The sequence below is a fragment of the Streptomyces silvae genome (genome assembly GCF_016745505.1).
In the GTDB taxonomy this organism is placed as follows: Bacteria; Actinomycetota; Actinomycetes; order Streptomycetales; family Streptomycetaceae; genus Streptomyces; species Streptomyces silvae.
Genome location: NZ_JAERUC010000191.1, coordinates 1 through 20,011, shown reverse-complemented (window position 1 = coordinate 20,011; position 20,011 = coordinate 1). Strand labels below are relative to the sequence as shown.

General features: G+C 70.9%; 21 protein-coding genes. 12 read left to right on the top strand and 9 right to left on the bottom strand.

Annotated features, from left to right (window positions below; all coding sequences use genetic code 11):
• Positions 1-172 precede the first annotated feature (172 nt).
• From JKV81_RS30635 to JKV81_RS30605, 7 genes are all read left to right on the top strand, one after another.
• A complete protein-coding gene (locus JKV81_RS30635; RefSeq protein WP_129267101.1) occupies positions 173-733 on the top strand; it encodes a 2-oxo-4-hydroxy-4-carboxy-5-ureidoimidazoline decarboxylase in 561 nt (186 codons plus the stop codon).
• A gap of 166 nt (positions 734-899) precedes the next feature.
• A complete protein-coding gene (sdhC, locus tag JKV81_RS30630; RefSeq protein WP_104788456.1) occupies positions 900-1,280 on the top strand; it encodes a succinate dehydrogenase, cytochrome b556 subunit in 381 nt (126 codons plus the stop codon).
• 5 nt (positions 1,281-1,285) lie between these two features.
• Positions 1,286-1,765, top strand: coding sequence for a succinate dehydrogenase hydrophobic membrane anchor subunit (locus JKV81_RS30625; protein WP_099173741.1), 480 nt, complete (start codon positions 1,286-1,288; stop codon positions 1,763-1,765).
• A gap of 30 nt (positions 1,766-1,795) precedes the next feature.
• Positions 1,796-3,550, top strand: coding sequence for a succinate dehydrogenase flavoprotein subunit (gene sdhA / locus JKV81_RS30620; protein WP_129265142.1), 1,755 nt, complete (start codon positions 1,796-1,798; stop codon positions 3,548-3,550).
• Entirely contained in the window at positions 3,550-4,317 is a 768-nt protein-coding gene (locus JKV81_RS30615) for a succinate dehydrogenase iron-sulfur subunit (RefSeq protein WP_202078904.1), read from the top strand. Before sdhA ends, JKV81_RS30615 begins: the two co-directional genes overlap by 1 nt.
• Before the next feature lie 174 nt (positions 4,318-4,491).
• A complete protein-coding gene (locus JKV81_RS30610; protein ID WP_129265141.1) occupies positions 4,492-5,079 on the top strand; it encodes a hypothetical protein in 588 nt (195 codons plus the stop codon).
• Positions 5,080-5,122: 43 nt separating this feature from the next.
• A complete protein-coding gene (locus JKV81_RS30605) occupies positions 5,123-5,896 on the top strand; it encodes a TetR/AcrR family transcriptional regulator (protein ID WP_129265140.1) in 774 nt (257 codons plus the stop codon).
• Here the strand turns inward: JKV81_RS30605 and JKV81_RS30600 are convergent.
• The 3 genes from JKV81_RS30600 to JKV81_RS30590 form a co-directional block, all read right to left on the bottom strand.
• Positions 5,883-7,436, bottom strand: coding sequence for an ABC transporter substrate-binding protein (locus JKV81_RS30600; RefSeq protein ID WP_202078902.1), 1,554 nt, complete (start codon positions 7,434-7,436; stop codon positions 5,883-5,885). The genes JKV81_RS30605 and JKV81_RS30600 overlap by 14 nt on opposite strands.
• Positions 7,437-7,570: 134 nt before the next feature.
• Positions 7,571-8,869, bottom strand: coding sequence for a metallophosphoesterase (locus JKV81_RS30595; RefSeq protein WP_307820632.1), 1,299 nt, complete (start codon positions 8,867-8,869; stop codon positions 7,571-7,573).
• A 54-nt stretch (positions 8,870-8,923) separates the two neighbouring features.
• A complete protein-coding gene (locus tag JKV81_RS30590; protein ID WP_099173748.1) occupies positions 8,924-9,169 on the bottom strand; it encodes an SCO4848 family membrane protein in 246 nt (81 codons plus the stop codon).
• Positions 9,170-9,290: 121 nt separating this feature from the next.
• Here JKV81_RS30590 and JKV81_RS30585 point away from each other — a divergent pair, with 121 nt between their 5' ends.
• On the top strand, positions 9,291-10,538 hold the full coding sequence (locus tag JKV81_RS30585; RefSeq protein WP_241195084.1) for a D-alanyl-D-alanine carboxypeptidase family protein: 1,248 nt from the start codon (positions 9,291-9,293) through the stop codon (positions 10,536-10,538).
• On the opposite strand, the gene JKV81_RS30580 is transcribed toward JKV81_RS30585, so the two are convergent.
• Positions 10,486-11,463, bottom strand: coding sequence for a YihY/virulence factor BrkB family protein (locus JKV81_RS30580; protein WP_202078898.1), 978 nt, complete (start codon positions 11,461-11,463; stop codon positions 10,486-10,488). The genes JKV81_RS30585 and JKV81_RS30580 overlap by 53 nt on opposite strands.
• Before the next feature lie 198 nt (positions 11,464-11,661).
• On the opposite strand from JKV81_RS30580, the gene dprE2 reads away from it, so the two are divergent.
• Complete coding sequence (dprE2, locus tag JKV81_RS30575) at positions 11,662-12,420, top strand: decaprenylphospho-beta-D-erythro-pentofuranosid-2-ulose 2-reductase (RefSeq protein ID WP_129265135.1); 759 nt, start codon at positions 11,662-11,664, stop codon at positions 12,418-12,420.
• A gap of 24 nt (positions 12,421-12,444) precedes the next feature.
• Here the strand turns inward: dprE2 and JKV81_RS30570 are convergent, their stop codons facing one another.
• Both JKV81_RS30570 and trpS read right to left on the bottom strand, forming a co-directional pair.
• On the bottom strand, positions 12,445-13,035 hold the full coding sequence (locus tag JKV81_RS30570; protein WP_099173752.1) for a 2'-5' RNA ligase family protein: 591 nt from the start codon (positions 13,033-13,035) through the stop codon (positions 12,445-12,447).
• A 90-nt stretch (positions 13,036-13,125) separates the two neighbouring features.
• Positions 13,126-14,139, bottom strand: coding sequence for a tryptophan--tRNA ligase (gene trpS, locus JKV81_RS30565; RefSeq protein ID WP_129265134.1), 1,014 nt, complete (start codon positions 14,137-14,139; stop codon positions 13,126-13,128).
• Positions 14,140-14,307: 168 nt separating this feature from the next.
• Between trpS and rocD the strand changes: the two genes are divergently transcribed.
• A complete protein-coding gene (gene rocD / locus JKV81_RS30560) occupies positions 14,308-15,513 on the top strand; it encodes an ornithine--oxo-acid transaminase (RefSeq protein WP_202078896.1) in 1,206 nt (401 codons plus the stop codon).
• A gap of 45 nt (positions 15,514-15,558) precedes the next feature.
• Here the strand turns inward: rocD and JKV81_RS30555 are convergent, their stop codons facing one another.
• From JKV81_RS30555 to pdxR, 3 genes are all read right to left on the bottom strand, one after another.
• Entirely contained in the window at positions 15,559-16,746 is a 1,188-nt protein-coding gene (locus JKV81_RS30555) for a glutathionylspermidine synthase family protein (RefSeq protein WP_129265132.1), read from the bottom strand.
• Positions 16,747-16,753: 7 nt separating this feature from the next.
• Positions 16,754-17,029: a hypothetical protein gene (locus JKV81_RS30550; protein WP_129265131.1), complete on the bottom strand. Its 276-nt coding sequence runs from the start codon at positions 17,027-17,029 to the stop codon at positions 16,754-16,756.
• Between the two features lie 144 nt (positions 17,030-17,173).
• Complete coding sequence (gene pdxR, locus JKV81_RS30545; RefSeq protein ID WP_129265130.1) at positions 17,174-18,574, bottom strand: MocR-like pyridoxine biosynthesis transcription factor PdxR; 1,401 nt, start codon at positions 18,572-18,574, stop codon at positions 17,174-17,176.
• A 47-nt stretch (positions 18,575-18,621) separates the two neighbouring features.
• Between pdxR and JKV81_RS30540 the strand changes: the two genes are divergently transcribed.
• Positions 18,622-19,134: a carboxymuconolactone decarboxylase family protein gene (locus JKV81_RS30540; RefSeq protein ID WP_202078894.1), complete on the top strand. Its 513-nt coding sequence runs from the start codon at positions 18,622-18,624 to the stop codon at positions 19,132-19,134.
• A 91-nt stretch (positions 19,135-19,225) separates the two neighbouring features.
• Positions 19,226-19,963, top strand: a complete 738-nt coding sequence (locus JKV81_RS30535; protein WP_202078893.1) for an isocitrate lyase/PEP mutase family protein — start codon at positions 19,226-19,228, stop codon at positions 19,961-19,963.
• The last annotated feature ends 48 nt before the right edge of the window (positions 19,964-20,011 follow it).

The following is a 20,011-nucleotide window of genomic DNA, read 5'->3' as shown; positions in this document are numbered from 1 at the left end:
CTCGTCGCTCTCCGGCCCCTCTCCAGGGTCACAGATGTCATTCATTCGAGGAGTCCCGCTGTCCAGGTCCAGCGAGTCCCACGCCGGCCTGCCGAAACCACCGCAGCAGGCCGGGTGGACGGCCGTTCCCGTCCAGGGCCGGGGCACCGCCCCGGCCCTTCGCGAGGCCCCGGTGGAGGCCCCCGTTCCGGAACCAGTGTGGGTGAGCCCGGGTCCCGGTGCCCACTCGAACGGGCTGGGCCGCTTCAACGCCTGGCCCCAGGACCTGGCCGAGACCGCCCTGCTGGAGTGCTGCGGAAGCCGCCGCTGGGCGCAGCGGATGGCGGCCCACCGCCCCTACCCGGACCTGGACACCCTGCTCGCCGCCTCCGACGAGGCGGGGTACGACCTGGCGCCCGCCGACCTCTCCGAGGCGCTCGCCGCCGAGAGCGCCCCCTGTCTGCACCACGACGCGCCCCGGGCGGCCCATCTGGCGCTGCGCGCCGCGCACGCCGCGTACGAGAGCCGGTTCGGCCACGCCTTCGTGATCTGCCTGGACGGCCTGCGGCCCTCCCAGCACGTCGACCAGGTGCTGGCCGCCATCCGCACCCGGCTGGCCCACGAGCCGGACGAGGAGCGCGCCCTGACCGCGGAGGAGATGCGGCGACTCGCCCGGGGCCGCATCGTCGAGCTGGTGACGGAGGCGGGCCTGGCGCCCGGCCCGTTCCCCCCGGTGGCATATGACCCCCGGTAGCCCGTCCGTGCCTGTTTGCCTGCCGCTTTGATCACACCAGAGGCCCCGCCGCCATGGAACCGACAAAGCGTCGCTACGATGGCCAGGGCCGGTGGACCGTACCCGGCCGGGTCAGACCGACAGTCAAGCCGGCCGGCCCCAATCCCCGCTCCCGGAGGGTTCTTCCGTGCCGGCTGGAACGCTGTACCGCGGCCGGGAAGGCATGTGGTCCTGGGTGGCTCATCGAGTCACCGGTGTCCTCATTTTCTTCTTCCTGTTCGTACACGTCCTGGACACCGCTCTCGTGCGTGTCTCCCCCGAGGCGTACGACGACGTCGTGGCCACCTACAAGACCCCGCTCGTCGCGCTGCTCGAGTACGGCCTGGTGGCCGCGATCCTCTTCCATGCGCTGAACGGTCTCCGCATCGTCGCCGTGGACTTCTGGTCCAAGGGCGCGCGCTATCAGAAGCAGATGCTCTGGACCGTCCTGGGTATCTGGATCGTGCTGATGGTCGGGGCCCTGTACCCCGTCCTCGGTCACGCCGTACGTGAAGTCTTCGGGAGCTGAGGCCGATGTCCACCGAGACACCTACTTCCGCGATCGGGGACGTCGAGGGCGTCAGCCCGTACGGCGTCGACAACCCGGCCCCGGTGATCGAGCCCCCGCGTCAGCGCACGGGCAAGACCCCCAAGGGTTCGCGCACCAATTTCGAGATGTACGCCTGGCTCTTCATGCGCCTGTCGGGCATCGTGCTGGTCGTCCTCGTCATCGGCCACCTGCTGATCCAGCTGGTGCTCGACGGCGGTGTGTCCAAGATCGGCTTCGCCTTCGTCGCGGGCCGCTGGGCCTCGCCGTTCTGGCAGGTCTGGGACCTGGCGATGCTGTGGCTGGCCATGCTGCACGGCGCCAACGGCCTCCGTACGGTCATCAACGACTACGCCGAACGGGACAACACCCGGTTCTGGCTGAAGATGCTCCTGTACACCGCCACGGTGTTCACCGTCCTGCTGGGCACGCTGGTGATCTTCACCTTCGACCCGAACATCCGCTAGGCGCCGGGACAGAGGGACCAGAGGAAAACCATGCAGATCCACAAGTACGACACCGTCATCGTCGGCGCCGGCGGAGCCGGCATGCGCGCGGCCATCGAGTCGACCAAGCGCAGCCGCACCGCCGTGCTGACGAAGCTCTACCCCACCCGCTCCCACACGGGCGCCGCGCAGGGCGGCATGGCCGCCGCGCTGGCCAACGTGGAGGAGGACAACTGGGAGTGGCACACCTTCGACACGATCAAGGGCGGCGACTACCTGGTCGACCAGGACGCCGCCGAGATCCTCGCGAAGGAGGCCATCGACGCCGTCCTCGACCTGGAGAAGATGGGCCTGCCGTTCGGCCGTACGCCCGAGGGCAAGATCGACCAGCGGCGCTTCGGCGGTCACTCCCGCAACCACGGTGAGGCCCCCGTCCGTCGCGCCTGCTACTCGGGCGACCGCACCGGCCACATGATCCTCCAGACGCTCTACCAGAACTGCGTCAAGGAGGGCGTGGAGTTCTTCAACGAGTTCTACGTCCTGGACCAGCTGGTCGTCGAGGTGGACGGCGTCAAGAAGTCCGCCGGCGTCGTCGCCTACGAGCTGGCCACCGGCGAGATCCACGTCTTCCAGGCGAAGTCGGTCATCTACGCCTCGGGCGGCACCGGCAAGTTCTTCAAGGTGACGTCGAACGCGCACACCCTGACCGGTGACGGCCAGGCCGCCTGCTACCGCCGGGGTCTGCCGCTGGAGGACATGGAGTTCTTCCAGTTCCACCCGACCGGCATCTGGCGCATGGGCATCCTGCTGACGGAGGGCGCCCGCGGTGAGGGCGGCATCCTCCGCAACAAGGACGGCGAGCGCTTCATGGAGAAGTACGCGCCGGTCATGAAGGACCTCGCGTCCCGTGACGTCGTGTCCCGCTCCATCTACACGGAGATCCGTGAGGGCCGCGGCTGCGGTCCCGAGGGCGACCACGTCTACCTCGACCTCACGCACCTCCCGCCGGAGCAGCTGGACGCGAAGCTCCCGGACATCACCGAGTTCGCGCGTACGTACCTCGGCATCGAGCCCTACACGGACCCGATCCCGATCCAGCCGACCGCGCACTACGCCATGGGCGGCATCCCGACCAACGTCGAGGGCGAGGTGCTGGCCGACAACACCACCGTCGTCCCGGGCCTGTACGCCGCCGGCGAGGTCGCCTGTGTCTCCGTGCACGGCGCCAACCGCCTCGGCACCAACTCGCTGCTCGACATCAACGTCTTCGGACGCCGCTCGGGCATCGCCGCCGCCGAGTACGCCGCGAAGAACGACTTCGTCGAGCTTCCCGAGGACCCGGCCCGGCTGGTCCAGGACCAGGTCGAGCGGCTGCGCAACTCCACGGGCACCGAGCGGGTCCACACGCTCCGCACGGAGCTGCAGGAGTGCATGGACGCCAACGTGATGGTGTTCCGCACCGAGCAGACGATCAAGACGGCGGTCGACAAGATCGCCGAGCTGCGGGCGCGCTACCTCGACGTGTCCATCCAGGACAAGGGCAAGCGGTTCAACACCGACCTGCTGGAGGCCGTCGAGCTGGGCAACCTGCTCGACCTGGCCGAGGTCATGGCGACCTCCGCGCTGGCCCGCAAGGAGTCCCGCGGCGGTCACTACCGCGAGGACTTCCCGAACCGCGACGACGTCAACTTCATGCGCCACACCATGGCGTACCGCGAGGTCGCGGACGACGGCACCGAGTCGATCCGGCTCGACTACAAGCCGGTCGTCACGACCCGCTACCAGCCGATGGAGCGTAAGTACTGATGGCAACCCCGACCCTGGACAAGACCGACAAGGCCGAGGCGGGCTTCGCCGACACCCCGTACATCACGGCCACGTTCCGGATCCGCCGCTTCAACCCCGAGATCTCCGACGAGGTCCAGTGGCAGGACTTCCAGCTCTCGATCGACCCGAAGGAGCGTGTGCTCGACGCCCTTCACAAGATCAAGTGGGAGCAGGACGGCACGCTGACGTTCCGGCGCTCCTGCGCACACGGCATCTGCGGCTCCGACGCGATGCGGATCAACGGCAAGAACAGGCTCGCCTGCAAGACGCTGATCAAGGACATCAACCCCGAGAAGCCGATCACGGTCGAGGCCATCAAGGGCCTCACGGTCCTCAAGGACCTCGTGGTCGACATGGACCCGTTCTTCCAGGCCTACCGCGATGTCATGCCGTTCCTCGTCACCAAGGGGAACGAGCCGACGCGTGAGCGTCTGCAGTCCCCCGAGGACCGCGAGCGCTTCGACGACACCACCAAGTGCATCCTGTGCGCCGCGTGCACGTCCTCGTGCCCGGTGTTCTGGAACGACGGCCAGTACTTCGGCCCGGCGGCGATCGTCAACGCGCACCGCTTCATCTTCGACTCGCGTGACGAGGCCGGGGAGCAGCGCCTGGAGATCCTCAACGACCGTGACGGTGTGTGGCGTTGCCGCACGACGTTCAACTGCACGGACGCCTGCCCGCGTGGCATCGAGGTCACCAAGGCGATCCAGGAAGTGAAGCGCGCGCTCATCACCCGCCGCTTCTGACCCACGCGTTCGCCCCGGAGGCCCCGTTCCCCGCACGGTCCGTGCGGGAAGCGGGGCCTCTTGGTGCGTCGGGCGGGCCGGGACGGTACGGTCGTGCGGAGCCGGTGACCGGCTCGCCTCTCCCGCCGCAGCACAGCGCGGGAGCAGATGGCTTGATGGAGAACGGGGAACGTCATGAGCGATCCGAATCCGTACGCGGACGACTCATACAAGTGGGGCCCGCCCCAGCCGCCGGGCAATCCGCCCACGATGCCGGACGGCCAGGGCTACGGCTATCCGGCGCCGGGCGCCACTCCGGCGTACGGCTATCCGCAGCCGCTGCCTGAGGGCGCCGCACAGCCCGGTCCCGGGTACGGCTACCCGGGCGGCCAGCCGACCGAGCCGGGCTTCAACCTGCCGGCCCAGCAGGGCGGTGGCGGGGTGCCGGTGCTCTCGCTCGGTGACATCACGGTGATGAACGACTCCATCGTGACCCCGTCGGGCACCCTGCCGCTCAAGGGCGCGGTGTGGACGGCGACCGACATGTCGCGCACGGAGGAGAAGATCCCGACCGTGGGCATCGTGCTGGCGATCGTCTTCGCGCTGTTCTGCCTGGTCGGTCTGCTCTTCCTCCTGATGAAGGAGAAGCGCACGACCGGCTTCGTGCAGATCACCGTCACCAGCGGCGGCCGGCACCACCAGACGATGATCCCGGCGACGGGGCCCGAGACCTTCCACTGGGTCATGTCGCAGGTGAACACCGCGCGTTCCATGAGCGCCTGAGCCCGGGCCGGCCGCTCCCCCTCGCCCGGTTAGCCTTGGGACCGTGGTGAAGCAAGAGAAGAACGTGGCGGACGCGGACGGCTCCGAGCCGGCCGGAGGCGACGGGGCGGCCGGGAAGTCCAAGGCGCCGAAGAGCGAGCAGACCCGCACCCTCATCCTGGAGACGGCGCTGCGGCTCTTCGAGGAACGCGGCTACGACCGTACGACGATGCGGGCGATCGCCCAGGAGGCGGGCGTCTCGGTCGGGAACGCGTACTACTACTTCTCGTCCAAGGAGCACCTGGTCCAGGGCTTCTACGACCGGATCGCCGCCGAGCACGAGACGGCGGTGCAGCCCGTGCTGGCCGGGGACGCGGATCTCGCCGTACGCATCAGGGGTGTGCTGCTGGGCTGGCTGGACGTGGCCGGTCCGTACCACCGCTTCGCCGCGCAGTTCTTCAAGAACGCCGCGGACCCGGACAGCCCGCTCTCCCCCTTCTCGGAGGACTCGGCCGCGGCCCGCGACGCGGTCATCTCGGTGCACGAGCGCTGTCTGTCGGGTTCCTCGGTCAAGGCGGACCCGGAACTGGCCGCACTGCTGCCGCAGTTGATGTGGCTGATGCAGATGGGCCTGGTGCTGTTCTGGGTCTACGACCGGTCCGAGGGCACGGAGCGCAGCCGCCGGCTCGTCGAGCGTACCGCGCCGATCGCCGCGCGGGCGATCGCGCTCTCCCGCTTCCGGGTGCTGCGACCGCTCGTGCGGCAGGTCCACGACGTGCTGGTGGAGTTCCTGCCGGGGGCGTCCTCGCGCGGGGCGCGGGACGTCAGATCCAGCTGAGTTCCCAGAGCCGCCAGATCCCGGTGCCGTCGGAGAGGTACTGGGACCCGGACACGGACTGCTTGCTGACGACGTAGTCCTTCTTCTGCCACAGCGGGACCAGCGGGACGTCCTGGCCGACGAGCTGCTGCAGCTCCTTGAAGTCGGCCGAGGTCCGGCCCCGGTCGCTGTACTGCTGCGTGGAGGCGATCAGCGCGTCCATCTTCGCGCTGGTGTAGCCGTTGTGGAGGGAGCTGTCACGGCCGACCAGCGGCTGGCTGAAGGTGTCGGGGTCCGGGTAGTCCGGGAGCCAGCCCACGGTGTACGCGTCGTACTCACCGGCCGCGTAGCCCTTCTGGAAGGCCTGCCACTCCACGGCCTTCTCGGTGACCTTGAAGAGTCCGTCCTTCTCCAGCTGGCGGACCAGCTCGGTGGACTCCTCCTTGTTGGCGTCGTCGTCGCGGTGGGCGAAGGTGATGTGCAGCGGAAGGTCCACCCCGGCCTCCTCCATCAGTGTCCTGGCCCGCTTCGGGTCAGGCTGCGGGTAGGAGTCGAAGAAGGGGGTGCTGTGCCCGATGTAGCCCTGCGGGATCAGCGAGTAGAGCGGTTCGACGGTGTTCCGGTAGACCTTGGTGACCAGCGGCCCGCGGTCGATGAGCCAGGCGACGGCCTGGCGGACCTTCTTGTCCGCGAGGGCCGAGTCGTCCCGGACGTTGAAGACGAGGTTGCGGATCTCGGCGCTGTCCGCCTCGGTGACGCGCTGATCGGAGGCGCTCGGGTCCAGCTCGGCGAGCTGCTCGGAGGGCAGCTGACGGTGCGTGACGTCGACGTCCCCGGCGGTCCAGGCCGCCTTGAGCGCCTCGGACCCCTCGAAGTAGCGGATGTCGACCGGGGCGCCGGTGCCCTTGATCGCGCCCTTGTACGCAGGGTTGGGCACCAGCTCGGCGCGGACACCGGACTCGAAGGACTTCAGGGTGTACGGGCCGGAGCCGTCGACCTGGTCGTCCGAGCGGAGCTTGTCCTTCGGGTACTGCGTGGGGTCGACGATGGACCCGGCGCCCGTGGCCAGCTTCTGCGGGAACGTCGCGTCCCGGGCCGAGAGGTTGAAGGTGATCGTGCGGCCCTCGGTCACGATGGTGTCGAGGCTGGGGAACAGCACCGAGGGGCCCGCGTCCGCCTTGATCTTCAGCATGCGGTCGAAGGAGTACTTGACGTCCGCGGCCGTGATCTTGCGGCCGTTGGAGAAGGTCAGGTCGTCCCGGAGCTTGCACTGGTACGTCTGGAGCTTCTGGCCGATGAAGCCGCAGTTCTCGGCCGCGTCCGGTTCCGGCACGACCGCCCCGGACTTGAACGTCATCAGGGACTGGTAGAGGTTGCTGTAGATCGCCCAGGAACCGGCGTCGTACGCACCGGCCGGGTCCAGCGAGGTGACCTCGTCGGACGTACCGACCGTGATCGGGGTCAGGTTCTCGTCGTCCGAGGGGAGCAACTGCCAGGCGCCGACGCCCGCGATGACCAATACCGCCAGAATTGCGAGAATCCGTAGACGGATGAACCGCATGTGCCGTGCTCCCTTGCCAACCCCACCCCGGCTCGCGTGCACAGAGAGGCACATCACCGCCGCATGTTCGACCTCACCTAATCACACGATATTCACATATGGAAGACCAGGTTGAACGTTCACAGGTTTCGGGTTCAGGCCTGCGGGGAAGCGAGCTCCACCACGGTGATGTCGGACGGGGCGCCGACCCGCACGGGCGGCCCCCAGGCGCCCGCTCCGCGCGAGACGTACAGCTGGGTGTCGCCGTAGCGTTCGTATCCGGCCACGGTCGGGTTGGCGAGCTCCGCCACCAGGTTCCCGGGCCAGAGCTGGCCCCCGTGGGTGTGGCCGGAGAGCTGGAGGCCCACGCCGTACTCGACGGCGTCGTCGATGACGACGGGCTGGTGCGCGAGCAGGACGGAGGCGCGGCCGCGGTCCCGGTCGCCGAGCGCGCGGGCGAAGTCCGGGCCCTGGCCCTCGCTCTCGCCCGCCACGTCGTTGACCCCGGCGAGGTCGAAGCCGGCGATCTCCACGCGGGCGTTCTCCAGCGGGTGCAGCCCCAGTTCGCGTACGTGGTCGACCCATTCGGCGGCGCCGGAGAAGTACTCGTGGTTGCCGGTGACGAAGTAGCTGCCGTGGCGGGCCTCCAGCCCGGCGAGCGGCTCCGCCGCGGGGCCGAGGTCGGCGACCGATCCGTCGACGAGGTCCCCGACGACGGCGACCAGGTCGGGGCTGGTGGCGTTGATCGCGTCGACGACGCGCCGGGTGTGGGCGCGGCCCAGGATGGGGCCGAGGTGGATGTCGCTGACCATGGCGATCCGGAAGCCGTGGGCGGAGCGCGGCAGCCCGGCGAGCCGGACGGTGATCCGCTTGGTGCGGGGGCCGCGCAGCACGCCGTAGGTGCCGAGGCCGACCGTGCCGAGGCCGGCCAGGGCCGCCGCGCCGCCGACGGCGCGGGCGACGAACAGCCGTCGCGAGGGGTCGGCGACGGGCGGGGCGGGGGCCTCGGTGTCCGGCGCGGGGTCCGTACGGGTGCTGTCGTCCGTCGCGGGGCCCGGTTCGGCCGCGGCGGGGACCTGGACGGGCGGGGCGCCGGCGGAGACGTCCACGGGCGGCGCCTGCCGTGCGGCGGCCCTGCGGGCGAGGAACCGGCTCAGGAGGGGCCTGACGGCCTCTCCCACCAGCAGCGCCAGGGTCAGATAGAGGAGGGCGGCCAGCCAGAGGTAGCCGGGCCAGGCGAGCACCTGCTGCACCGGGAAGGGCACCCCGGAGCGGCTGGAGACGAAGGCCCCGACGGTGAGCAGCGGCAGCACGAAGGCGGCGACGGTGCCCACGCGGCGCACGAGGCTGCCCTTCGCCGTCGTGTCACCGATCAGCCGGCGCCACACATACCGGTGCACCCCGGCCAGCAGCGCGAGAACCGCGACCGCCACCAGTACGAAGACCACGACCACGTACGCTCCCCCACTGAAACGATCATGTACGGACGGCCGCCCGCACCAGGGCCGTCATCTGCCTTCGCGACGCAAAGCCCTGACGCCACGGAACCCGATGACCCCCACAGCCGTCCCCAGAAGAAACGAGGTGACGGCCAGCAGGAGATGGACCCAGAAGTAGGCGGTCGGGTCTCCCGCGTCGTCGAACGCGAGCCCGCTGCCGTCCTTCCACAGATTCTTGACAAAGGTGACCCAGATGACCCAGCTCCACGCTCCGAAGACGAGCAGGAACCAGGAGACGGGGCGGCTGAGCTTCATGGGTTCAGTATCGCCGCCGCCCTCGCGCCCGATCGCCCGGGGTGGGCTGTCCCGGCGGTATGCACGGCGGGTCAGGCCATCCATATCCCCATCCTCAGCAAGGCCATGTACGTTTCCGACCGTGCCTGCTCTGAAAAAGACCGTAATGACGGTCCTCTCTGCCGCGTTGCTGTCCGTATCTGTCGTCAGTCCCGCAGGGGCAGCCGACAAGGACAAGACCGACGACAAACAGCCGAAGCCGAGCGGTCAGATGTCGACCGTGGGCGGCGCGCGGCTGGGCGAGGTGGGCACCCAGGTCGCCCTGGGCCCAGGCGCCCCGGTCCTGCCGAAGGAGCTCACCGCACGGTCGTGGATCGTCGCCGACGCGGAGAGCGGGGATGTGCTCGCGTCGCACAACGCTCACTGGCGGCTGCCGCCCGCGTCCACCCTGAAGATGCTCTTCGCCGACACGGTCCTGCCCGCGCTGCAGCCGAAGACCCTGACCCACCTGGTCACCGAGGACGAGCTCTCCGGCGTCGGCGAGGGAAGCAGCCTCGTGGGCGTCAAGGAGGACCACTCCTACACGGTCCACGACCTGTGGCTCGGGGTGTTCCTGCGCTCCGGCAACGACGCGGTGCACGTGCTCTCCGAGATGTACGGCGGTGTGCCGGCGACGGTCGCCGCGATGCAGCGGCACGCCGAGGAGCTCCAGGCCCTGGACACGACGGTCGTCTCGCCCGACGGCTACGACGCCCCGCGGCAGGTGTCCAGCGCGTACGACCTGACGCTGTTCGCCCGGAGCGGGATGCAGAAGGCGGACTTCCGGGAGTACGCCGCGACGGCGACGGCGGAGTTCCCCGGCGAGCAGAAGAAGGGCAAGAAGCGGGAGACCTTCGAGATCCAGAACACCAACCGGCTGATCACCGGCGACACCGGGGTGGATCCGTACAAGGGCATCGCGGGCGTCAAGAACGGCTACACCACACACGCGGGCAACACCTTCACGGGGATCGCCGAGCGCGACGGGAAGGTGCTGCTGGTGACCGTCATGAACCCGTCGTCCGAGGAGAGCCACGCCGTCTACAAGGAGGCCGCCCACCTGCTCGACTGGGGTTTCGCCTCCGACGGCAAGGTGACCCCGGTCGGCGAGCTCGTACCGCCGAGGTCCGCCGTGGCCGCCAAGGGCTCCGAGCCCGCGGCGGGTGCGGCCAAGGACGCGAAGAAGCAGCACGCGGCCGCGGCGGCCACGGCCGCCCCGGCGGGCTCCAGCGGGGTCTGGACCGCGCTGTCGGTCGTCGGCGGTGTGCTGGTGGTCCTGGCGGCCGGGGTCTTCCTGGTCAACCGGCGCTGGCCCCTGCCGGACCTGGCGCGTCGCCTCCCGCGCCGCTGACGCCGCCGCCGGCGTCCTTCCCGGCTCCTACCGCGGTGCTCCCGCCCTCGGCGTCGCCCTCGGCCTCGCCCTCGTCCTTGCTCGGCGTCGCCGTCCAGGCGGCGCAGACCAGCAGCAGCTTCGCGCTGAAGTTGATCCAGAGGAGGAGGGCGATCGGGACGCCGAACGCGCCGTACATGCTCTTCGACGCGACGTCCCGCATATAGCTGCCGAGCAGCAGCTTGAGGAGCTCGAAGCCGACCGCGCCGACCAGCCCGGCCACGATCACCCGGCGGCGCGGCGGCTCCACCCCGGGCAGCAGGGTCAGCATGTAGACCAGGATCAGGAAGTCCGCGCAGATGGCGACGGCCACGGCGGCCACCTGGAGCAGCACCCCGCCCACACCGTTCTCGGGGATGCCCAGGCGGTCGGCCGTCCAGCCGATGGCCGTGGACGCCACGGTGGAGACGGCGAGGGTCACGAGCGCCGCCCCGCCGAGGCCGAGCAGCAGACCGGCGTCCTTCAGCTTGCGGACGACGGGGTTCCCCTCGTCCACGTCGTCCTTCTCCCACACGGCGCGCAGACAGTCCCGCATCGAGCCGACCCAGCCGATGCCGGTGAAGAGCAGCAGCGCACCGGCGACGACACCCACCGTGCCCGCGTGGGCCACGAGGTTGTCGATGCCGAGCTGGTCGGAGATCCCCGGCACCTGCTCGGCGAGCTTGTCCTCGATCTTGTCGAGCTGCCGGGGCGAGAGCAGGGCGGCGCCGATGGCGGCACCGACGGCGATCAGCGGGAAGAGCGCCAGGAAGCTGAGAAAGGTGATCGCCGCGGCGAGCCTGGTCCAGTGGACCCGGTCCAGCGTCTCGTAGGAGCGCCAGGCGTGCGTCTCCATCAGCCGTGCGACGAGCGGCCCGATGACGGGAAGGTTTTTCAGCCAGTCCATCCCCTACGCGTACCCTTCCGGGCCCGGAAAACCGGGGTCCGGCGCGGCCTGGACAGGCAATCACCCATTTCGGTGAGTGCTGTAACAAATCCCTCAAATGGGTTTTCCCTGGCGATACGGTCTCGCACATGCCCGCGCCCTCGCCTCGCGCGGGAAGCCTGTCCGTCACCGCCTTGTCACCCCGCTAGGAGTTATCCCGTGAAGGACGCCTTCGGTGCCCCGCAGTCCCTGCTCGTCCTCGGTGGCACCTCGGAGATCGGCCTGGCCACCGCACGGCGCCTGATCGCCCGCCGCACCCGGACCGTCCGGCTGGCCGGACGCCCCTCCCCCGCCCTGGACCGCGCGGCGGCCGAGCTGCGGGAGCTGGGCGCCGACGTCCGTACCGTCGCCTTCGACGCGCTCGACTCCGCCTCCCACGAGGAGGTGCTCGGGAAGCTCTTCACCGAGGGCGACATCGACATGGTGCTGCTGGCCTTCGGGGTCCTGGGCGACCAGGCGCGGGACGAGGAGGAGCCGCTCTCCGCGGTCCGGGTGGCGCAGACCAACTACACGGGGGCGGTCTCCGCGGGCCTGGTGTGCGCCGGCGCGCTCCAGGCGCAGGGCCACGGGTCGCTGGTGGTGCTCTCCTCGGTGGCCGGCGAACGCGCCCGGCGGGCCGACTTCATCTACGGCTCCAGCAAGGCGGGCCTGGACGTCTTCGCGCAGGGGCTCGGCGACGCCCTGCAGGGGACCGGGGTGCACGTGATGGTCGTACGCCCCGGCTTCGTACGGTCGCGGATGACGGCGGGGCGTGAGGAGGCGCCGCTCGCCACGACCCCCGGGGCGGTCGCGGACGCGATCGTGGCGGGGCTGCGGCGGCGCTCGGAGACGGTGTGGGTGCCCGGGGCGCTGCGGGTGGTGATGTCGGCGCTGCGGCACCTGCCGCGTCCGCTGTTCCGGCGGCTGCCGGTGCGCTAGGGCGGTGTCAGGACCGGGCGGCCCTCAGGGGCGCAGGGACGGCAGGTCCATGGAGCTGCCGCCCTGGGCCGGCACGGCGGGCGCGCTGCCGCCGCCCCCGAACGGGAACTCGTTGATCTTGCGCCAGACGGCGTCCGCGCCCTGCTCGTACAGCGCGAAGGAACCGCAGGTCCAGGCCGCCTCGTACGAGGAGAGCTCCTCGTACGCGCGGTCCATGGCCTCCTCCGCGATGCCGTGCGCGACGGTCACATGCGGGTGGTACGGGAACTGCAGCTCGCGCACCAGGGGCCCGGAGGCCTCCCGGATCCGCTTCTGGAGCCAGGAGCAGGCCGAGGCGCCCTCGACGACCTGGACGAAGACGACGGGCGAGAGCGGGCGGAAGGTGCCCGTGCCCGACAGCCGCATCGGGAAGGGGCGGCCGGCCGTGGCGATCTGGGACAGGTGGGTCTCGATCGCCGGCAGGTCGGCCGCCTCGGCCTCGGTCGGCGGAAGAAGGGTGACGTGGGTGGGGATGCCGTACGCGGCAGGGTCCCCGAAGCTCGCGCGCCGCTCCTGGAGCAGGCTGCCGTAAGGCTCCGGGACCGCGATCGAAACGCCAAGCGTTACGGTCCCCACATCGTTCTCCTCAATCCTCGAAGGTCGTACGTCGGTCGTGCCGACGTCAGTGTGGCCCCTCCGGCCGTGGTCCCGCCAGGGTCCTTGGACTCAGTGCTTCGCAGGCAGAAGGCCCATCCGGTCGTAGGTCCGCGCCAGGGTCTCGGCGGCCACGGTCCTGGCCTTCTCGGCCCCCTTGGCCAGCAGGGCGTCCAGGGTCTCCGGGTCGTCCAGGTACTCCTGGGTCCGGGCCCGGAACGGGGTGACGAACTCCACCATGACCTCGGCGAGGTCGGTCTTGAGCGCGCCGTACCCCTTGCCCTCGTACTTCTGCTCGAGATCCGTGACGGCGGTGCCGGTGAGGGTGGAGTAGATGCCCAGGAGGTTGCTGATCCCGGGCTTCTTCTCGGCGTCGTAGCGGATCACGGTGTCCGTGTCGGTCACCGCGCTCCTGACCTTCTTGGCGGTGACCTTCGGGTCGTCGAGGAGGTTGATGAGGCCCTTCGGCGTGGACGCCGACTTGCTCATCTTGATCGCCGGGTCCTGGAGGTCGAAGATCTTCGCCGTCTCCTTGATGATGTACGGCGCCGGGATGGTGAACGTCTCGCCGAAGCGGCCGTTGAAACGCTCGGCGAGGTCCCGGGTCAGCTCGATGTGCTGGCGCTGGTCCTCGCCGACCGGGACCTGGTCGGCCTGGTACAGCAGAATGTCGGCGACCTGGAGGACCGGGTAGGTGAAGAGACCCACCGTCGCGCGGTCGGCACCCTGCTTGGCGGACTTGTCCTTGAACTGCGTCATGCGGGACGCCTCGCCGAAGCCGGTGAGGCAGTTCATGATCCAGCCGAGCTGGGCGTGTTCGGGCACATGGCTCTGGACGAAGAGCGTGCAGCGCTCCGGGTCGAGTCCGGCCGCCAGCAACTGCGCGGCGGCGAGCCGGGTGTTGGCGCGGAGCTCCTTCGGGTCCTGCGGCACGGTGATCGCGTGCAGGTCCACCACCATGTAGAACGCGTCGTGGGACTCCTGCAGCGCCACCCACTGGCGGACCGCACCGAGGTAGTTGCCGAGGTGGAACGAGCCTGCGGTGGGCTGGATTCCGGAGAGCACGCGGGGTCGATCAGAGGCCATGCACTCATTGTCTCAGGTGTCGAACCGATCTCCGGCAACCGGTGCGGGAAAGATGTGGGGACGCGGGGCGGGGCGCGCCGGGCGGGAAAGGTTTCCGTTCCCCGGATCCGACCGACGATAGACAGTGGGTACCACCCCCGCCCACGCCGCACGACGAACGGAGATCCCGTGTCGACCACGGACACCGCCATCGCCTCCGCCGAGGCGCACAGCGCGCACAATTACCACCCGTTGCCCGTCGTCGTCGCCACGGCGGACGGTGCCTGGATGACCGATGTCGAGGGGCGCCGTTACCTCGACATGCTCGCCGGTTACTCGGCGCTCAACTTCGGGCACGGCAACCGCCGCCTGATCGACGCGGCCAAGGCCCAGCTCGAACGTGTGACGCTGACCTCACGTGCCTTCCACCACGACCGGTTCGCGGAGTTCTGTACGCGGCTCGCCGAGCTCTGCGGCATGGAGATGGTCCTCCCCATGAACACCGGGGCGGAGGCCGTGGAGACGGCGGTGAAGACGGCCCGTAAGTGGGGCTACCGCGTCAAGGGCGTCCCGGACGGCATGGCGAAGATCATCGTGGCGGCCGACAACTTCCACGGCAGGACGACCACGATCGTCAGCTTCTCCACCGACCAGGAGGCACGGGCGGACTTCGGGCCGTACACACCGGGCTTCGAGATCGTGCCGTACGGCGACCTGACGGCGCTCGCCGAGGCGATGACGGAGAACACCGTCGCGGTGCTGATCGAGCCGATCCAGGGCGAGGCCGGGGTGCTCGTCCCTCCGCCGGGCTATCTCGCCGGGGTGCGGGAGATGACCCGCGAGCGGAACGTGCTGTTCATCGCGGACGAGGTCCAGTCGGGCCTGGGCCGTACGGGCCGGACCTTCGCCTGTGAGCACGAGGGCGTCGTGCCCGACATGTACGTGCTGGGCAAGGCGCTGGGCGGCGGTGTGGTGCCCGTCTCGGCCGTGGTGTCCTCGGCGGCGGTCCTCGGTGTGCACCGGCCGGGCGAGCACGGGTCCACGTTCGGCGGGAACCCGCTGGCCTGCGCGGTCGCCCTGGAGGTGATCGCGATGCTGCGCACCGGCGAGTTCCAGCAGCGCGCCGCCGAGCTGGGCGACCACCTCCACCACGAGCTGGGACTGCTGGCCGGGGGCGGCGCGGTGGAGGCCGTGCGGGGCCGGGGGCTGTGGGCGGGGGTCGACATCGCTCCGGCTCTGGGGACGGGCCGGGAGATCTCGGAGAAGCTGATGGACCGCGGGGTGCTGGTCAAGGACACGCACGGCTCCACGATCCGGATCGCCCCGCCGCTGGTGATCAGCAAGGAGGACCTGGACTGGGGCCTGGACCAGCTCCGGGGCGTGCTGGCCGGCTGAACCGGTCCGGCTCCGCGGCGCCCCGACCGGTGCGCCGCCCGGGGCTCAGAGGATGACGTGGGGCAGGAAGCGGGCGTACTCGTCCGTGATCAGCCCCGCCGATTCCCGGATGCCGAGCCCGGCGGACTCGTCCTCGACCACCCAGGCGCCGAGCACCACGCGGTTGCCGTCGAAGTCGGGCAGCGGCGCGAGCTCCTGGTAGCAGCAGGCCTCGTCGCGGCGTACCGGCGCGCTGCCGGGTCCGTGGACGGTGACCCCGGCGCCCTCACGGCCGAGCAGCGGCTTGGCGACGTAGCCCGCTCCGCCCGGCCCGGCCAGTCCTCGGGGGCCGTCCAGGTAGGCGGGGAGCAGGTTGGGGTGGTCCGGGTACAGCTCCCAGAGGACGGCCAGCAGGGCCTTGTTGGAGAGGAGCATCTTCCAGGCGGGTTCGATCCAGCAGGTGCTGCCGGTGCCCCCGCCGTTGTCGAGGGTGTCCAGGACGTGCGGGCCGAAGCGGTCGGTCGTCAGCCACTCCCACGGATAGAGCTTGAAGCAGCTGCGGATGAAGCGGAGCCGCTCGTCGACGAAGCGGCCGGACAGCCGGTCCCAGCCGATCCGCTCGACGGAGAGCGCCTCGGTGTCGATCCCGGCCTGCGCCGCGGTCTCCCGCAGATAGGCCACCGTCATCAGGTCCTCGCCCAGCTCGTCGCCGTCGGAGTGGGCGAAGTGCAGGGGGCCCGGCGGCAGCAGCGGGGCCTGCCGCTTCCACGCGTCGACGAGGCGCTCGTGCAGGGAGTTCCACTGGTCGGCGCCGGGGAAGCGGTCCTCCATCCAGAACCACTGGGGACTGGCGGCCTCCACCAGGGAGGTGGGGGTGTCGGCGTTGTACTCCAGCATCTTGGCGGGGCCGGTCCCGTCGTACCGCAGGTCGAACCTGCCGTACAGGGAGGGCAGTTCGGCACGGCGCCGCCAGGACTCGGCGACCAGGCGCGCCGTCCTGGGGTCGGTGATGCCGAGATCGGCGAAGCGGTCGTGGTCGACGATGTGCGCGGCGGCGGCCAGGCACATCGTGTGGAGCTCCTCCACGACCTCCTCCAGCGCCTCGACCTCGGGCAGCGAGAAGACGTAGTAGGCGCTCTCGTCCCAGTACGGGCGCAGGGAGCCGTCCGGGTAGCGGGTCAGGGGGTAGATCAGCCCCTGCTCCTCGACGGTCTGCTGCCAGCCGGGGCGCGGCTCGGTGGTGCGGCGCTCCATGAGGGTCTCAGCCGCCGCTGGAGTGGGAGGAGCCGAATCCGCCGCTCTCGACCGCGGACTTGTTGAAACTCCCGCCGGAGACACGGTTGTTGTGGCTGCTGCCGCCGTAGTAGTACGTGCCGCTGCCGGTGCTGTCCTTGCACTCGTAGTTCGGCAGGATCTCCTGGGTCACCGGGTCGACGCACCGCCGGTCCGGTTCCGAACCGCAGGCGGTGAGCGTCGCCGCGAGTACTCCCATGCCGCCGAGCACGACGGTGCCCGACCTCAGCTTGCGCCTGTCCATGTGCTGTTCTCCCCCGTCACCCGCGGGCCGGCGTCCCTCTGTGTGCCGCCCGCCCACCGTCCATTGCCAGTCAGATTAGATGTACGGCCGCTTCGGCCGAAACCCGGTGCTGCCGCTCCCTCCGGCGCCGCCGGTCTCCCCCGCCTACGGGAGCACCCGGCAGAGGGCGTCCAGCGCCCCCGCCCAGCCGCTCTCCGACGGTGTGCCGTAGCCGATGACCAGCCCCTCGCGGCCCGGTTCCGCGTCCTGGTGACGGAAGCGCGAGAGCCGCTCCAGCGCGAGCCCCTGCCAGGTGGCGGCCTGGACGACCGACTGCTCGGTCCCGTCCGGGAGTTCGAGCACGGCGTGCAGCCCGGCCGCGATGCCGCTCACCCGGAAGTCCGGTGCCCGTTCGGCGAGCGCGTCGACGAGCTGGTCGCGGCGGCGCCGGTAGCGCAGCCTCATCGCCCGTACGTGCCGGTCGTACGCCCCCGAGACGATGAACTCCGCGAGCGTCAGCTGGTCCGGGACGCCGGACATCCAGTCGAAGCCGCCCTTCGCCTCGCAGACCTCCTCCACCAGGTCCTCGGGCAGCACCATCCAGGCCAGCCGCAGCCCGGGCGCCAGGGACTTGCTGGCCGTCCCCAGGTAGACGACCCGCTCGGGGTCGAGGCCCTGGAGCGCGCCCACCGGCTGACGGTCGTAGCGGAACTCGCCGTCGTAGTCGTCCTCCAGGATCAGACCGCCCGAGGACCGCGCCCAGTCGACCGCGGCGGCCCGCCGGTCGGGGTGCAGCGGGACGCCGGTGGGGAACTGGTGGGCGGGGGTCAGCAGCACCGCGCCCGCACCCGGTGTCCCCGCCAGCGCCCCGGTCCCCGCCCCGAGCGCGTCGACCGGGATGCACGGGGTGCGCAGGCCCGCGTCGGCCAGGAGGTTCCAGTGGATGTCCAGCCCGTACGACTCGACGGCCACCCCCCGCACCCGGTGACGCCGCAGCACCTTCCCCATCAGCGTGAGCCCGTGGACGAACCCGGAGCAGATCACGATGCGCTCCGGGTCCGCGTACACCCCGCGCGCCCGTGCCAGGTAGTCCGCCAGCGCGCTCCGCAGCTCGATCCGGCCGCGCGGATCGTCGTATCCGAAGGCCGCGTCGGGGGCGGCGGTGAGGCCGCGCCTGGCGGCCCTGAGCCATTCGGCGCGGGGGAAGGAGGAGAGGTCGGGCGAGCCCGGCATCAGGTTGTGGACGGGTCGCCGGCGCACCTGCCGGCCACGGGCGCCCCGGGCGGCCGGCCCCGGCGCGCTGGCCCGCTGCGCGACCCGGGTCCCCGAACCCTGCCGTGCGGTGAGCCAGCCCTCGGCCACGAGCTCGGCATAGGCGTCGGCGACGGTGTTACGGGCGATCCCGAGGTCCACGGCGAGCGTCCGGGAGGAGGGCAGGCGGGTGCCGGGCGTCAGCCGCCCGGTGCGCACCGCCTCCCGCAGCGCCTCCATCAGCCCGCTGCGCAGGCCCGCGCCGACCGGTTCGATGTGCAGGTCGGCACCGAAAGCGGCCCAGGAATCTGTCATGGAAATGGACCATACCGCTGCGCCATCCCACCGATAGCGTCGAACCCATGACCACGCACACACACGACCACACGACCACCGGGAACGCCCCTGAGCACCCCGCCCGGCTCCAGTGGGCCCAGCTCGCCCCCGACGTCTACAAGGCCATGGTCCGGCTGGACGCCGCGGCCCGTAAGGGCGTCGACCCGACTCTGCTCGAACTGGTGAAGATCCGCGCCTCGCAGATCAACCACTGCGCCTTCTGCCTGGACATGCACTCCAAGGACGCCCTCGCGGCGGGCGAGTCCGTGGAGCGGATCGTCCAGCTCAGCGCCTGGGAGGAGTCGCAGCACTTCTACACGGAGAAGGAGCTGGCGGCGATCCGGCTCACGGAGGCGGTGACGGTCCTGACGGACGGCTTCGTGCCGGACGAGGTCTACGCCGAGGCCGAGAAGCACTTCGAGGAGGCCGAACTGGCCCAGCTGATCGCCGCGATCACGGTGATCAACGCCTGGAACCGGTTCGGCGTGACCGCCAGGCTGACCCCGGGGCACTACACGCCCGGCGACATCAAGCACTGAGCCGCCGCACCGGGGCGCCGGGGGCCCCTCTCGTCGAGCGGGGGCCCCGCCCCGTCGCCCCGCCCCCACGCCTCTTCCTCCGGGAGCCCCGATGAACGACCCCGCGTCCGTCTTCCGCGCCCTGCACCACGGCCGCCCTCCGGGCGACCCGCTGGTCCTGCCCGGCCCCTGGGACGCCGCGAGTGCCCGGGTGTTCGAGGAGGCCGGCTTCCCCGCCCTGGCCACCCCGAGCGCGGGCGTCGCCGCCTCCCTCGGATACGCCGACGGGCACACGCCCGCCGGGGAGATGTTCGCGGCGGTGGCCCGGATCTCCGGGGCGGTCTCCGTTCCCGTGTCGGCGGACGTCGAGGCCGGCTACGGCCTGGCTCCGGGCGAGCTCGTCGACCGCCTCCTGGAGGCCGGAGCGGTCGGCTGCAATCTGGAGGACTCGACGGACGGCGTCCTCGTCGACCCGCACCGGCAGGCCGACCGGCTCGCCGAGGTGCGCGCCGCCGCGGGCGGGCGCCTCTTCGTCAACGCCCGCATCGACACGTACATCCACGGGGACCCGGACGCCGTTGACGTCGCCGCGGACACGGTGGCCCGGGCCCTGCTCTACGCCGAGGCCGGTGCCGACTGCGTCTATCCGATCATGGCCCCGCCGGACACCCTGCCCGGCCTGGCCGCCGCGGTACCGGTCCCGGTCAACGCGGTCGGCGCCCCCGACGGCCCCTCCGCCGTCCGCCGGCTCGGTGAGCTGGGCGCGGCCCGGATCACCTTCGGCCCGCAGCTCCAGCGCAGGGCCGCCGACGCCGTGCGGGACCTCGCGGAACGGCTGCTCGGCCGCTGAGCACACGGACGAGGGCGCCCCCGGCAGCAGCTGCTGCCGGGGGCGCCC

What these genes read in the sequence shown, in the direction of transcription:
- JKV81_RS30600 (WP_202078902.1), bottom strand. Translation starts at nt 7,436, where the DNA reads ATGCGGTTCATCCGTCTACGGATTCTCGCAATTCTGGCGGTATTGGTC.
- JKV81_RS30615 (WP_202078904.1), top strand. Translation starts at nt 3,550, where the DNA reads ATGGCAACCCCGACCCTGGACAAGACCGACAAGGCCGAGGCGGGCTTC.
- JKV81_RS30555 (WP_129265132.1), bottom strand. Translation starts at nt 16,746, where the DNA reads ATGGAGCGCCGCACCACCGAGCCGCGCCCCGGCTGGCAGCAGACCGTC.
- JKV81_RS30590 (WP_099173748.1), bottom strand. Translation starts at nt 9,169, where the DNA reads ATGAAGCTCAGCCGCCCCGTCTCCTGGTTCCTGCTCGTCTTCGGAGCG.
- pdxR (WP_129265130.1), bottom strand. Translation starts at nt 18,574, where the DNA reads ATGACAGATTCCTGGGCCGCTTTCGGTGCCGACCTGCACATCGAACCG.
- JKV81_RS30610 (WP_129265141.1), top strand. Translation starts at nt 4,492, where the DNA reads ATGAGCGATCCGAATCCGTACGCGGACGACTCATACAAGTGGGGCCCG.
- JKV81_RS30580 (WP_202078898.1), bottom strand. Translation starts at nt 11,463, where the DNA reads ATGGACTGGCTGAAAAACCTTCCCGTCATCGGGCCGCTCGTCGCACGG.
- JKV81_RS30540 (WP_202078894.1), top strand. Translation starts at nt 18,622, where the DNA reads ATGACCACGCACACACACGACCACACGACCACCGGGAACGCCCCTGAG.
- trpS (WP_129265134.1), bottom strand. Translation starts at nt 14,139, where the DNA reads ATGGCCTCTGATCGACCCCGCGTGCTCTCCGGAATCCAGCCCACCGCA.
- JKV81_RS30550 (WP_129265131.1), bottom strand. Translation starts at nt 17,029, where the DNA reads ATGGACAGGCGCAAGCTGAGGTCGGGCACCGTCGTGCTCGGCGGCATG.
- sdhA (WP_129265142.1), top strand. Translation starts at nt 1,796, where the DNA reads ATGCAGATCCACAAGTACGACACCGTCATCGTCGGCGCCGGCGGAGCC.
- JKV81_RS30535 (WP_202078893.1), top strand. Translation starts at nt 19,226, where the DNA reads ATGAACGACCCCGCGTCCGTCTTCCGCGCCCTGCACCACGGCCGCCCT.
- JKV81_RS30625 (WP_099173741.1), top strand. Translation starts at nt 1,286, where the DNA reads ATGTCCACCGAGACACCTACTTCCGCGATCGGGGACGTCGAGGGCGTC.